This window comes from Microbacterium esteraromaticum, from assembly GCF_014084045.1.
Taxonomy (GTDB): Bacteria; Actinomycetota; Actinomycetes; order Actinomycetales; family Microbacteriaceae; genus Microbacterium; species Microbacterium esteraromaticum_D.
Window position 1 is genome coordinate 2,633,434 of sequence record NZ_CP043732.1, and the last position, 12,601, is coordinate 2,646,034.

13 protein-coding genes are annotated in these 12,601 nt (G+C 67.8%); 9 read left to right on the top strand and 4 right to left on the bottom strand.

All coding sequences use genetic code 11. The features are described from left to right. The first annotated feature begins 29 nt into the window (after positions 1-29). A complete protein-coding gene (locus FVO59_RS12530) occupies positions 30-1,490 on the top strand; it encodes an aspartate ammonia-lyase (protein WP_182252931.1) in 1,461 nt (486 codons plus the stop codon). A gap of 64 nt (positions 1,491-1,554) precedes the next feature. Here FVO59_RS12530 and FVO59_RS12535 read toward each other — a convergent pair whose 3' ends face one another. Then, positions 1,555-2,424 carry a fumarylacetoacetate hydrolase family protein gene (locus FVO59_RS12535; protein ID WP_182252932.1) on the bottom strand — a complete coding sequence of 290 codons (870 nt, stop codon included), beginning with the start codon at positions 2,422-2,424 and terminating at the stop codon, positions 1,555-1,557. A 59-nt stretch (positions 2,425-2,483) separates the two neighbouring features. Here FVO59_RS12535 and FVO59_RS12540 point away from each other — a divergent pair, with 59 nt between their 5' ends. Continuing rightward, complete coding sequence (locus FVO59_RS12540; protein ID WP_259363223.1) at positions 2,484-3,755, top strand: PrsW family glutamic-type intramembrane protease; 1,272 nt, start codon at positions 2,484-2,486, stop codon at positions 3,753-3,755. Between the two features lie 141 nt (positions 3,756-3,896). On the opposite strand, the gene FVO59_RS12545 is transcribed toward FVO59_RS12540, so the two are convergent. Beyond that, the gene (locus FVO59_RS12545; protein ID WP_182252933.1) at positions 3,897-4,604 is read right to left on the bottom strand and encodes a cache domain-containing protein; all 708 of its coding nucleotides are present in this window, start codon (positions 4,602-4,604) and stop codon (positions 3,897-3,899) included. A 49-nt stretch (positions 4,605-4,653) separates the two neighbouring features. Next, positions 4,654-5,445: a FadR/GntR family transcriptional regulator gene (locus FVO59_RS12550; protein WP_182252934.1), complete on the bottom strand. Its 792-nt coding sequence runs from the start codon at positions 5,443-5,445 to the stop codon at positions 4,654-4,656. A gap of 107 nt (positions 5,446-5,552) precedes the next feature. Here FVO59_RS12550 and FVO59_RS12555 point away from each other — a divergent pair, with 107 nt between their 5' ends. From FVO59_RS12555 to FVO59_RS12580, 6 genes are all read left to right on the top strand, one after another. Further along, positions 5,553-6,620 carry an ABC transporter ATP-binding protein gene (locus FVO59_RS12555; protein WP_182252935.1) on the top strand — a complete coding sequence of 356 codons (1,068 nt, stop codon included), beginning with the start codon at positions 5,553-5,555 and terminating at the stop codon, positions 6,618-6,620. A 53-nt stretch (positions 6,621-6,673) separates the two neighbouring features. Continuing rightward, entirely contained in the window at positions 6,674-7,864 is a 1,191-nt protein-coding gene (locus tag FVO59_RS12560) for an extracellular solute-binding protein (protein ID WP_182252936.1), read from the top strand. A 77-nt stretch (positions 7,865-7,941) separates the two neighbouring features. Then, positions 7,942-8,769, top strand: coding sequence for an ABC transporter permease (locus FVO59_RS12565; protein ID WP_182252937.1), 828 nt, complete (start codon positions 7,942-7,944; stop codon positions 8,767-8,769). A gap of 7 nt (positions 8,770-8,776) precedes the next feature. Further along, positions 8,777-9,589 (top strand): ABC transporter permease, encoded by an 813-nt coding sequence (locus FVO59_RS12570; RefSeq protein WP_182252938.1) that lies wholly within the window; start codon positions 8,777-8,779, stop codon positions 9,587-9,589. 84 nt (positions 9,590-9,673) lie between these two features. Further along, positions 9,674-10,042 (top strand): FKBP-type peptidyl-prolyl cis-trans isomerase, encoded by a 369-nt coding sequence (locus FVO59_RS12575; protein WP_182252939.1) that lies wholly within the window; start codon positions 9,674-9,676, stop codon positions 10,040-10,042. 149 nt (positions 10,043-10,191) lie between these two features. Further along, complete coding sequence (locus FVO59_RS12580) at positions 10,192-10,740, top strand: YceI family protein (protein ID WP_182252940.1); 549 nt, start codon at positions 10,192-10,194, stop codon at positions 10,738-10,740. Between the two features lie 43 nt (positions 10,741-10,783). On the opposite strand, the gene FVO59_RS12585 is transcribed toward FVO59_RS12580, so the two are convergent. Continuing rightward, on the bottom strand, positions 10,784-12,010 hold the full coding sequence (locus FVO59_RS12585; protein ID WP_182256804.1) for an MFS transporter: 1,227 nt from the start codon (positions 12,008-12,010) through the stop codon (positions 10,784-10,786). A gap of 205 nt (positions 12,011-12,215) precedes the next feature. Between FVO59_RS12585 and rpsO the strand changes: the two genes are divergently transcribed. Then, positions 12,216-12,485 carry a 30S ribosomal protein S15 gene (rpsO, locus tag FVO59_RS12590; RefSeq protein ID WP_018187174.1) on the top strand — a complete coding sequence of 90 codons (270 nt, stop codon included), beginning with the start codon at positions 12,216-12,218 and terminating at the stop codon, positions 12,483-12,485. Positions 12,486-12,601 lie beyond the last annotated feature (116 nt).

A 12,601-nucleotide genomic window follows, 5' to 3' on the forward strand; every position in this document is an offset into this window, starting at 1 on the left:
TGATCGCCACTACCCCACAAGGATGTGACATGGCCTCTTCTGCGCCTGTTGTTACCCGTACAGAGACCGATTCGATCGGAAGCCTCGAGATCCCGGGGGACGCGTACTACGGCGTCCACACGCTGCGAGCCGAGCAGAACTTCCCCATCACGAAGCGGCCCATCTCGGTGTACCCCGACCTCGTGCGCGGCCTCGCGATGGTCAAGCAGGCGAGCGCGCGCGCGAACAAGGAGATCGGCGTGCTCGATCCCGAGAAGGCGGATCTGATCGACGCCGCCGCGCAGCGCGTGATCGACGGCGAGTTCCACGATCAGTTCATCGTCGGCGTGATCCAGGGCGGGGCCGGCACGTCGACCAACATGAACGCCAACGAGGTCATCACGAACATCGCCCTCGAGATGGCGGGACGGGAGAAGGGCGACTACGCGTTCCTCTCGCCCATCGACCACACCAACCGCAGCCAGTCCACGAACGACGTGTACCCGACCGCGGTGAAGATCGGCCTGTCGCTGAATCTCGTCTCGCTGCTCGACGAGCTCGAGCTGCTGCGCCGGTCGTTCCTGACCAAGGCCGACGAGTTCCACGATGTGCTGAAGGTCGGCCGCACGCAGCTGCAGGACGCCGTGCCGATGACGCTCGGCCAGGAGTTCAACGGCTTCGCGACGACGCTCGGAGAAGACCACACCCGACTCACCGAGAACGCCTCTCTTCTCACCGAGATCAACATGGGCGCCACCGCCATCGGCACAGGCATCACGACCCACCCCGACTACGCGCCCACCGTGCTCGAGCACCTGCGCGAGATCAGCGGCCTCGACCTGAGCACCGCGACCGACCTGGTCGAGGCGACGAGCGACACGGGTGCCTTCATGTCGTTCTCCTCGTCGCTCAAGCGCAACGCGATCAAGCTGTCGAAGATCTGCAACGACCTGCGCCTGCTCTCGTCGGGTCCGCAGGCCGGCATCGGCGAGATCAACCTCCCGGCCATGCAGGCCGGCTCCAGCATCATGCCGGGCAAGGTCAACCCGGTCATCCCCGAGGCCGTGAACCAGGTGGCTTTCGCGGTGGCCGGCGCCGACGTCACCGTCACCATGGCGGTCGAGGGCGGTCAGCTGCAGCTGAACGCCTTCGAGCCGGTCATCGCCCACTCGATCTTCCAGTCGATCACCTGGATGCGCCAGGCCATGTGGACGCTGCGCGTGAACTGCGTCGACGGCATCACCGCCAACCGCGAGCGTCTCGGCGCGATGGTCGGCGCCTCGGTCGGCGTCGTCACGGCCCTGACGCCGTTCATCGGCTACGCCGCGTCGGCTGCGCTCGCGAAGACGGCGCTGCTCACCAACCGCAACGTCGCCGACCTGGTCGTCGAGGCGGGCCTCATGTCGCGCGAGGAGGTCATGAAGCAGATCTCGCCGGCACGCCTGTCGGGTCTCGAGGCCGTGACCGCCGCCATCCCCGTGGTCGCCGCCGAGGACCTCCCGGAGGCGTAGGCAGAACAGACGAGAGAGGCGGATGCACAGGGCATCCGCCTCTCTCGTCGTATCGGGTGCGCGATCAGCCGATCGTGCGGCAGTGCGTCGTGAGCTCGCCGATCCCGTCGACGCCGACCGTGACTGTGGATCCATCGCGCAGGAAGATCTGCGGGTCGCGAGAGTATCCGGCGCCGCCAGGACTGCCGGTCGAGATCAGGGTCCCGGGCTGGAGGGTGGCCGACGACGAGAGGTGCGCGATCAGCGTCGCGACGCTGCGCACCATCTGCCCCGTGCTGGCGTCCTGGACGGTCTGACCGTCGACCACGGCCCAGATGTGGAGGTCCTGAGGGTCGGGGATCTCGTCCGCGGTGACGACGACCGGGCCGGTCGGGGTGAACCCGTCGAACGACTTGCAGCGCGACCACTGCGCCTCGGCGAACTGGATGTCGCGGGCGGTGATGTCGTTGACGACCGTGTAGCCCCACACGGCGCTCAGCGCGTCGTCTGCGGTGACATCCTTCGCGGCGCGACCGATGATCACGCCGAGCTCGGCTTCGTAGTCGACCGACTCGCTGAGCGCGCGCGGCCATGAGGTGGTGCCCTCGTGCGCGCCGAGCGAGTTCGGCCAGAGGGTGAAGACGGTCGGCGCCGTGTCGGTCTTCAGGCCCAGCTCGCTGGAGTGCGCGGCGTAGTTCAGCCCGACGGCGAGGATGATCGGCGGGGCGAGGACGGAAGGGCCGAAGCGCAGATCCGCGAGGGGATGCCTGGGCGCACCGCCCTCCGCGAAGGCATCGCGCAGTCGTGCGAGCAGCTCCTCACCGCCCTCGATGAGCTGCTGCAGGGTCAATGGGGCAGGGGAGAGGAGGTCGCTGACGAGGATCGCCTCGTCGCCGTCGATGACGGCGAGCTGCAGGGCCTCGGAATCACGAGCGCTCAGGTGGGCGAAACGCATGTCTCTACGCTACCGGGCGCGGTACCGCCCGCGGCAGAGGCGGCCAATAGGCTTTGCTCATGAGCTTTGGAGGACAGCCCCCTGCCGCGCAGCCGTCCGACCCCCTGTACGGGCAGCCGCCGCGGCCGCTGCACCCGCAGACGCCGGATGCACGACCTGCAGGGCAGGAGCCGTTCCCGACGCTGCTCGCGGGGCGACAGGCCTACGAGCCGCCGACACCGGCTGCTCCTGCCCCTGCTCCCGCCATGCCCGCTCTTCCCATGCCGGCGAGGCGCGGCCGCAGCGCCTCGGTCTGGGCCTTCGGCGCTCTCGCCTTCGCGATGCTCGCGCTCATCGCGTACTTCGCGCTGTTCCTCGGCGCCGGTGCGTCGATCGTCGGGCTGCTGCTCGCGCTCGTGCCGCTCGCGATCGTGCTCACCGGTGTGCGGTTGATCGACAGGTGGGAGCCCGAGCCGAAGAGCCTCGTGGTCTTCGCGCTCGCCTGGGGCGCGGTGGCAGCGGTCGGCATCACGCTGCTCGTCGACCTGGCGTTCACGCTGATGGTCGGCCTGCGCACCGAGTTCTTCAGCGCCGTGATCCAGGCCCCGGTGATCGAGGAGATCGCCAAGGGGCTCGGCGTGCTCATCGTGTTCCTGATCGGCCGGCGGGCGTTCGACGGCCCGGTCGACGGCGTCGTGTACGGCGCACTGGTCGGCGCCGGCTTCGCCTTCACGGAGAACATCCAGTACTTCGGCGACAGCCTGATCTCCGGCGGCGCCGGACAGCTCACCGCCACGTTCATCCTGCGCGGTCTCGTGTCGCCGTTCGCCCACGCGATGTTCACTGCGCTGACCGGCTTCGCTGTCGGTCTCGCCGCCCGGCGCGGGGCGAGCACCGCGTCGGCAGTCGGCTCGGGGGCGGTGGGCGTGATCGGTGCGATCGCGCTGCACGCGTACTGGAACGGGTCGTCGCTGCTGGGCGACTTCCTCGCTCTGTACCTCAGCACGCAGGTGCCCCTGTTCATCGGGTTCATCGTGGCGATCCTCGCTCTGCGCCGCGAGGAGGCGCGCCTGACCAGGCTGCGCCTCGGCGAGTACGCCGCGGCCGGCTGGTTCACGCCGCAGGAGGTGGAGATGCTGGCCACCCCGGCCGGCCGTCGCACCGGACTGCAGTGGGCGTCCGGGCTCCGCGGCGATCGCCGCGAGGTGATGCAGTCGTTCATCCGCGACGCGGCTGCGCTGGCTGCCGTGCGCCAGCGCGCGATCAGCGGTCGCGACTCGCTCGCGGCGGCTGATGAGCGAGCCCTGCTGATGCGGACGAGGGATGCCAGGGCCCGACTCCTCGCGTACTGACGGCGCTCGCTGATCGGGGGAGGACAGACTCAGCGCCCGGTGCTGCGGCGATGCCTGCGAGTCTCCCGGGCGCTGAGTTGATCTACAGACAGGGTGCCTCGCTGATCCGCCCAAGTCAAGACCTCGGCGAGAATCGCCGCCTCAGATGCTCTCGACGATCACGTCGAGAGCGACGCCGGCACACGACACACGCGGCAGATCGGCGAGGCGACCGCCGCGGACCGAGTCGCCCGTCGCGCACCGCGGATCGGTGGAGACGACCACCCGGCCGACGCCGTTGGTCAGGGTGACCTGATGGCCGAGCGCCGCGAACCGCGGGGTGAGCTCGCGCTCGACCTCGGAGACGAGGAGGTCCAGCCCTGCGACCCCCAGCAGACGCCCGTCGGCGGACGCGGGCACCGCGATCGTGATCGTGTATTCGTCGCTGCACAGATAGTCGACATAGGGGCCCGCGACGTGCGGCTGACCGGTGCTCATCGGCACGCGATACCACTCGAGCTCGCTGTAGTCGATGTACTCCTTGTTCACGGTCTGCGATGCGAGGACGAGCTTGCGGCCATCCTCGCCCTGCCACCACGCGAGATGGCTGTGCGCATCGGCGAGCAGGTCGATCGCAGCGATGAAGCCCGCGCCGTACACCGGCGCGGCCTCGAGCGCCAGGGTGCGGGCGGCGTACGGCTCGACGACGGCGTCCAGCCGCTGGCGTGTCAGCGTGCCCTCGTCGAGAAGGTGCGACAGCTCCTGCGCGCAGGAGCCGACCCAGCTGTCGAGCATGCGGATCGGCGCGCCGAAGTAGTCTTCGACGATCCGCGCGGCGTCGGCCGGGGCGGTGGTGGTCGTGGTGCTCATCGCGTCCTCCAGTGCACGTCGATGGAAAGGCTCTCGGGGAGGGGACTGCTCATGGGGTGCCCGCAGAGGAGCTCTGCAGGTGGATCAGGGAGTCGATCACGTCTGTGACGAAGCGCCCGGTGAGATCGCCCGCCGTGCCGGGGTCGCCCTGCTCGACGGCGCGGATGATCCCGGCGAGCGATGCGGTCTGCGCGCGCAGGCCGTCGTCGTCGGGGGCCGCGAGGCGAAGGTACGGTGAGAACTCCGCCTGCAGCTTCATCTGCTCGCGGGTGAGGCGCGCCGACTGACTGAGCGAGACGAGCTCGACCAGCACGTCGTCGAGCACGCGCCGCTGCTGCTCGACATCGAGGTCCTCGAGTCGCTCGAGACGGCGCAGCACGCGGTTCGCCTCGGTGGGATCCGCGCGGCGAGCGGCGAGACGCACAGCGGCCTCGGTGATCGCGCCGTAGTGCGCCCCCATGTCGCGCAGCGCGAGACGCGAGGTGCCCAGTAGAGCGGTGCGGGCGAAGGCGAGCGGATCGGCGTCGTCGACCACGAAGCTGCCGCCGTTGCGACCCCGCCGTGTGACGATCAGGCCCTGGCCGCGCAGCGTGAGCAGCGCTTCGCGAACGGTGACGGGCGCGACGCCGAAGCTGCGGGCCAGCTCGGACTCGGAGGGCAGGCGTTCGCCGGCTCGCAGGTGACCGCGATGGATCGCGTCCACCAGTCGGCGCTCGACCAGCTCGGCCCTGCCCTCGTCGCCGATGGGCTGGAACAGCGCGCCCTGCAGCCGGTGCGGATGGCGGGTGCGCTGACGATCCGCGTCGGTGCGCGCACCGGCGGGGGAGGTCAGCGATTCCATGTCTGGATTCTTCCACGATGCGGGGCGAGAAAGAAGACTTGAAATATGACCTACGGTTTTATATGTTTAATCCACCTTCCGAGTCGACGGAGATCGAGGAGCACGAGATGACGACTGCTGCGCTGGCCACGAATGCCGCGAGCGACACCGCAGCCAGAGGCAGCGTGTCGCTGACCGGCCTGACGAAGTCCTTCGGTGAGTTCACCGCCGTCCGCGACCTCGATCTTCACGTCGCGCCGGGGGAGTTCCTCTCGATGCTCGGGCCGTCCGGTTCGGGCAAGACCACCGTGCTGCGCATCATCGCCGGTTTCGAAGATGCGACGTCGGGGACGGTGCGCCTCTCGGGGGCCGATGTCACCCGCACGCCGCCGCACGCGCGTGACGTCAACACCGTGTTCCAGGACTACGCGCTCTTCCCGCACATGACCATCGCCGAGAACGTCGGCTACGGCCTTCGGGTAAGGGGTGCCGGCAAGTCGGAGCGCATCGAGCAGGTCGCCGACTCCCTGCGCCGCGTGCGTCTCGACCACGTCGCCGAGCGGCTGCCCCACCAGCTCTCGGGCGGCCAGCGACAGCGGATCGCCCTCGCTCGCGCACTGATCATGCGCCCGCAGGTGCTGCTTCTCGACGAGCCGCTCGGCGCGCTCGACAAGCAGCTGCGCGAGCAGATGCAGATCGAGCTGAAGCAGATCCAGCGTGAGGTCGGGATCACCTTCATCTTCGTCACCCACGACCAGGAGGAGGCGCTCACGCTCAGCGACCGCGTCGCGGTCTTCAATAACGGGCGCATCGAGCAGGTGGGGAGCGCCCGCGAGGTGTACGAAGAGCCGCAGACCGAGTTCGTCGCCCGCTTCCTCGGGCTGTCGAACCTCTTCGCAGCCGAGCTCGCCGAGGAGCTGACCGGAGACCGGCGTACCATGAGCATCCGCCCCGAGCGTGTGCGGCTGCACGGGCCATCCGACGCCCTCGCAGACGGCGACGTGGGTCTGATCGGCACGATCTCGGAGGTCGTCTACACCGGACCCGCTACCCGGTACCTCATCACTTCGGACGCAGGCGTCGACATCATCGCCGAGCGCCCGAACGCGCACCACGACTCCGGCGCCGGCGAACCCGGCCGAGGCGATCGGGTGCGCGCCACCTGGAACCCCGCGCACGCCGCCCGGCTTCCCTGATTCCCACGTCCCCGCAGTACACCTCGCGCACCGCGATCACGAAGGAGAGATCCATGCGAAAGAAGATCCTGGCCGTCTCGGCCATCACCGCAGCCGCAGCCCTTGCGCTGTCGGGCTGTTCGAGCGCCGACCAGCCGACCGACGGCACGGGCGGCGGCCTCTCGATCGACGTCCCCGACATCTCGATGATGGACGAGCTCGGAGACAACGAGAAGGAGGTGAACATCATCGCCTGGTCGGGATTCGTGGAGCCGGAGTGGTCGGACGCGTTCACCGCAGAGACCGGATGCACGGTCAACCGTCGCGTGGCCGGTACCAGCGATGAGATGGTGCAGCTCATGCGCACCGGCGACTACGACCTCGTCTCGGCCTCGGGCGATGCGAGCCTGCGCCTGATCGCCGGCGGTGACGTGCAGCCGCTCAACCTCGAGCTCATCCCGAACTTCGGCGACGACATCGTGGAGGGGATGAAGGGCCAGATCTACGACACGATCAACGGCAAGTCCTACGGCATCCCCATCGGGCGCGGTGCGAACATCCTGCAGTACAACAGCGAAGTCGTCACCGAGGAGCCGACCAGCTGGGACGTCGCCTGGGAGAAGGACAGCCCGTACGCGGGCAAGGTGATCGCGTACGACGCACCGATCTACATCGCCGACGCCGCCGTCTACCTGATGGCGCACGAACCCGACCTCGGCATCGAGAACCCGTACGCGCTCGACGAGAAGCAGCTGAAGGCGGCCGTCGACCTGCTCAAGCAGCAGAACGAGATCGTCTCGGAGTACTGGTCGGACCCGGCTGCGCAGATCACCTCGTTCGCCGGAGGAACGACCGTGCTCGGCACCTCATGGGAGGTGCTGCGCAAGCTCACCGAGGACGACAAGTACAAGAGCGTGCTGCCGGAGGAAGGCTCCACCGGCTGGTCGGACGCCTGGATGCTCGCCGCGAAGTCGAAGAACCCCAACTGCGCGTACGCGTGGATGGATTACGCCTCCTCGCCCGAGGTGAACGGCGCGATCGCCATGAACTTCGGCATGGCGCCGGCCAATGCCGCGTTCTGCGACACCAGTGACGAGGCCAAGGCGCACTGCGAGTACTACAACGCCGAGAACGAGGAGTACTTCAAGAAGGTCTGGTTCTGGACCACCCCGATCGAGCAGTGCATCGACGGCCGTGACCCCGCCGAGGTGAAGTGCACCAACTTCCAGCAGTGGACCGACGCCTGGGCCGGCGTCAAGGGCTGACTCCGGCCGTCTGAACCCCGGGGCGGGGGAGATCTCCTCCGCCCCGGATCCACCCTCTCGACGACGACAGGAACGACATGAAGCGCCGCGTACGCATCGCCGGTCTGCTGGCCCTGCCGATGGCCTGGCTCATCGGCATCTACATCTTCTCGCTCGTCATGCTGCTGGTGACGGCGTTCTGGATCACCGACCCGTTCACCTCGAAGGTGAAGCCCGGCTTCACCTTCGACAACTTCGAGCAGCTGATCTCGAATCCGGCCTACGCGTCGACGGCACTGCGCACCCTCGGCATCGCGCTGGGGGTCACCGCGCTCTCGATCGTGATCTCGGTGCCGCTCGGCATCTTCATGGCGAAGGTCGCCTCTCCCTGGCTGCGCGCCGTGCTGGCCGTCTCGATCACGCTGCCCCTGTGGGCCGGCTACCTGGTGAAGGTCATCGCGATGCGCATCACCTTCACCGAGCAGGGCTTCTTCAACTGGATGCTCGCACCTTTGGGCATCCAGGGCCCCGGCTTCACCGTCTTCACGGTCGTGCTCACCCTCACGTATCTGTGGCTGCCCTATATGGCGGTCCCTGTCTACACGGCGATCCGGCAGCTGCCGGCGAACCTCTTCGACGCCTCCGCCGACCTCGGCGCGGGGTCATGGCGCACAATCCGAACGGTCGTCCTGCCCCTGATCAAGCCGGCGATCATCGCCGGCTCCGTGTTCACGTTCTCGCTGAGCCTCGGTGACTACCTCGTGGCGAAGTTCGTCGGCGGAGACACGCAGATGATCGGAAGCGTCATCGCCTCGAACATCAATCTGAACCCGCCGCTGGCTGCGGCGTTCTCGGTCGTGCCGATCGCCTTCGTCGTCGTCTACCTGGTGAGCGTGCAGCGCACCGGCGCCCTGGAAAGGATGTGAGCCGACCATGCTGAGACTGTCGCGCCCCTCCAAGATCGTGCTCGGGGTCATCGTCGCGATCATCCTCGCGTTCATGTATATCCCGCTCATGCTCGTCGTCATGAACTCGTTCAACTCCGCCCGTATCGCCAGCTGGCCCATCGGCGGCCTGAGTCTCGAGTGGTGGGGGCGGGCCTTCACCAGTCAGCCCGTGCGCGATGCGCTGCTCAACTCGGTGCTCGTTGCCGCCGGTGCCACGGTCATCGCCCTCGTGCTCGGCACGCTCGTCGCCTTCGCCCTGCAGCGTCACCGCTTCTTCGGCCAGCGCGCCGTGAATCTGCTCGTCGTGCTGCCGATCGCCCTCCCCGGCATCGTCACCGGTGTCGCCCTGAACAACACCTACAACCAGATGCTCGAGCCGATCGGCATCCAAGTCGGGTTCTGGGGGATGATCATCGCGCACGGCACCTTCTGCATCGTGATGGTGTTCAACAACGTGCTGGCGCGTCTGCGGCGCATGAACCCCAGCCTCGAGGAGGCGTCTCAGGATCTCGGCGCGACGCCGTGGCAGACGTTCCGCATGGTCACCTTCCCGCAGTTCCGCAGCGCACTGGTGGCCGGCGCGATCCTCGCCTTCGCGCTCAGCTTCGACGAGGTGTACGTGACGATCTTCACAGCGCCGCCCGGGGTCGACACGCTCCCGCTGTGGATCATGAATCAGATGGCTCGCCCCAATGAGGCGAACGTCGTGAACGTCGTCGCGACGGTGGTGATCCTGGCATCCTTCATCCCGGTCTGGGTCTCCCAGCGCCTCTCCCGCGACGTCGCCGATCGCGACTGACGCGCGGCGCCCGTGTCGGCGGGTTACGCGCACAGCGGACGTGCGGCATTGACCCCGGCCGTCGCGGCGGGGTTGGATGGAGCCATGACTGAACGCACGAAGCCCGAGTTCGACGCTCCCACCGGACCCGCTCCCTCACAGCTCGTCATCCGCGACATCATCGAGGGCGATGGGGCCGAGGCCAAGCCCGGCGACACCGTCACCGTGCACTACGCGGGCGTCGAGCACGACTCCGGCGAGGAGTTCGACTCGTCGTGGGGTCGAGGCGAGACCATCCAGTTCCCGCTGCGCGGCCTGATCCAGGGCTGGCAGGACGGCATTCCCGGCATGAAGGTCGGCGGTCGCCGCGAGCTCGTGATCCCGCCGCACCTGGCGTACGGGCCGGCAGGCGCCGGGCACTTCCTATCGGGCAAGACCCTGATCTTCATCATCGATCTGGTCGCTGTCGGCTGAACCCATCCGCGACACGAAGAACCCCTGTCCGCTTCGGCGGACAGGGGTTCTTCATTTCATCGGAATACCTGGGAATACATGCGTATGAATGTAAGTTATCCTCGGTACGGCGCGAGAGCGCACCCGTGAACGTCAAGGAGAACACACACATGTCGATCGAGATCCCCGGCTACCGCCCCGGCACCTGGGTCCTGGACCCCAGCCACAGCGAGGTCACCTTCAGCGTGCGCCACATGATGATCTCGAAGGTGCGCGGCTCCTTCGGCATCAAGAACGCCACGCTGATCGCTCCCGAGAACCCGCTCGAGGCGAAGGTCGAGGCAAGCGTCGACGTCACCTCCGTCGACACCAACGACGAGGGCCGCGACACCCACCTGCGCTCGGCGGACTTCTTCGACGTCGAGAACTTCCCGACCATGGAGTTCGTCTCGACCGGCGCCCGCGTCGAGGGCGGCGACTTCTACGTCGACGGCGACCTCACCATCCGCGGCATCACGAAGCCGGTCAGCTTCGAGTTCGACTTCGGCGGCTTCGGGGCAGACCCGTGGGGCAACTACAAGGCGGGCGCATCGGCGAAGACCGTCATCAACCGTGAGGACTTCGGCCTGACCTGGAATGCCGCTCTCGAGACCGGCGGTGTGCTCGTCGGCAAGGAGATCACGATCAACCTCGACCTGCAGGGTGCCCTGCAGGCCTGAGCCGGTCATCCCCGAGCCCGGGGGCCGAGTCGCGCGCCGCGGCTCAGGCCTCCGGGCTCAGTGCATCGTAGGCGCGGAAGCGAGGGGTCAGTCGCGCGATCATCGCGGCGGCGCCGATCACCAGCAGCCCGCCGAGCAGCGGCGGGAACCACAGGCTGGTGATCGTGGCCAGAGCGCCCGCATACAGCGCTCCGAGACGAGGGCCGCCCGCGACGACGATGATGAACACGCCCTGCAGGCGTCCGCGCATCGCATCGGGCACGGCTGCCTGCATCATCGTGTTGCGGTAGATCGAGCTGATGTTGTCAGCGGCCCCCGACACGGCCAGCGCGACGCAGGCGAGCACGATGAGGGGGACATCGGGCGACTGCTCCGTCGCCGGAGGCAGGAAGACGCCGATGAGCACGACCGCGCCGAACAGGGCGATGGCGGCGCCGTACGCCTGCACGGCCCTCGCGATGCCGACGCCATGCCAGCGGTACTGCACGATCCTGCCCGAGAACAGACTCGAGGTGAACGTGCCGACCGCCACAGACGCGGTGAGCAGCCCCGTGGTGACCGCCCCGCCGCCGAGCAGCACAGTGCCGAGTGCGGGGTAGAGGGCGAGCGGATTGCCGAAGGTCATCGCGGCGATGTCGAGCAGATACTGCGCGCGGATGTTTCCGGCCCGTCGCAGAAAGCGCCATCCGTCGACGAGGGATGCGAGGCCCGGTCTCACGATCGTCCCCTCGGGCAGCAGCGCAGGCAGGGTCCAGAGGCCGAGGAACATGCAGAGCATCAGCACGATGTCGATCGTGTAGGTCCATCCGAAGCCGGTGAGCGCCACCAGCATCCCTGCCACCGCTGGTCCCACCATCACCGTGAGCCCGAACGCCACGCCGTTCAGTGCCGAGGCGGCGGCGAGCTGGCTCAGCGGGATCAGCCGGGGGACGATGGCGGTGCGGGTGGCCATGCCCACCGAGTTCGCCGCCGCGATGATCATGCTCAGCCCGTACAGCCACCAGATCGTCTCGGTGCCCGTCCACGTCAGCGCGGTCAGCAGGAGGGTGGCGGTGAAGGCGACGGTGGCTGCGATCAGCGCGACGCGGCGCCGGTCGAACGCGTCGGCCAGCATGCCGCCGTACAGGCCTGCGAGGATCATCGGCACGAGCCCGGCGACGGCGATCATCGAGACGGCGAAGGTGCTGCCCGTCAGCTCGAAGACGTGCAGCATCACCGTCACGATGGTCAGCTGACCGCCGATGCCGGCGAGGGTCGAGCCGATCCACATGCGAGCGAAGGCCGGGCTGGTCCGCAGCGGGGTGAGGTCGATCAGATGGGCGCGGGAGAACTGCACCCATCGAGGCTATCGGTGTGCGTTCGTCGTTTCGGATGCTGGTAAGCTGTTCAGGTTGCCGTTTGATCGGCCGCGGATAAAGAGAGCCCACGCATTCGGCGTCGGGCACCGCGCAACAAGCAGAGAGGGGATCGAATCTATGGCACTGGAAGCAGACGTCAAGAAGGCGATCATCGAAGAGTACGCGACGCACCCCGGTGACACCGGATCCCCCGAGGTGCAGGTCGCAATGCTGACGCAGCGCATCAAGGACCTCACCGAGCACCTCAAGGAGCACAAGCACGACCACCACTCGCGTCGTGGCCTGTTCCTGCTCGTCGGTCAGCGCCGTCGCCTGCTGGGCTACCTGCAGGACGTCGACATCAACCGCTACCGCTCGCTCATCGAGCGTCTCGGTCTGCGTCGGTAATCGACCAGCGTTCAATCGCGCAGAACATTCTTGGAGAGCCGCCCACCGGGCCCACACGCCAGAGGCTCAATACATCGCGAATGCGATGAATTGAGAAGGCGTGGGGAGGGGCGGCT

Excerpts from the sequence above, each read along its gene's own strand:
- FVO59_RS12570 (WP_182252938.1), top strand. The coding sequence starts at position 8,777 with ATGCTGAGACTGTCGCGCCCCTCCAAGATCGTGCTCGGGGTCATCGTC.
- FVO59_RS12585 (WP_182256804.1), bottom strand. The coding sequence starts at position 12,010 with ATGTGGATCGGCTCGACCCTCGCCGGCATCGGCGGTCAGCTGACCATC.
- FVO59_RS12560 (WP_182252936.1), top strand. The coding sequence starts at position 6,674 with ATGCGAAAGAAGATCCTGGCCGTCTCGGCCATCACCGCAGCCGCAGCC.
- FVO59_RS12580 (WP_182252940.1), top strand. The coding sequence starts at position 10,192 with ATGTCGATCGAGATCCCCGGCTACCGCCCCGGCACCTGGGTCCTGGAC.
- FVO59_RS12535 (WP_182252932.1), bottom strand. The coding sequence starts at position 2,424 with ATGCGTTTCGCCCACCTGAGCGCTCGTGATTCCGAGGCCCTGCAGCTC.
- FVO59_RS12565 (WP_182252937.1), top strand. The coding sequence starts at position 7,942 with ATGAAGCGCCGCGTACGCATCGCCGGTCTGCTGGCCCTGCCGATGGCC.
- FVO59_RS12550 (WP_182252934.1), bottom strand. The coding sequence starts at position 5,445 with ATGGAATCGCTGACCTCCCCCGCCGGTGCGCGCACCGACGCGGATCGT.
- FVO59_RS12575 (WP_182252939.1), top strand. The coding sequence starts at position 9,674 with ATGACTGAACGCACGAAGCCCGAGTTCGACGCTCCCACCGGACCCGCT.
- FVO59_RS12555 (WP_182252935.1), top strand. The coding sequence starts at position 5,553 with ATGACGACTGCTGCGCTGGCCACGAATGCCGCGAGCGACACCGCAGCC.
- rpsO (WP_018187174.1), top strand. The coding sequence starts at position 12,216 with ATGGCACTGGAAGCAGACGTCAAGAAGGCGATCATCGAAGAGTACGCG.
- FVO59_RS12530 (WP_182252931.1), top strand. The coding sequence starts at position 30 with ATGGCCTCTTCTGCGCCTGTTGTTACCCGTACAGAGACCGATTCGATC.
- FVO59_RS12540 (WP_259363223.1), top strand. The coding sequence starts at position 2,484 with ATGAGCTTTGGAGGACAGCCCCCTGCCGCGCAGCCGTCCGACCCCCTG.
- FVO59_RS12545 (WP_182252933.1), bottom strand. The coding sequence starts at position 4,604 with ATGAGCACCACGACCACCACCGCCCCGGCCGACGCCGCGCGGATCGTC.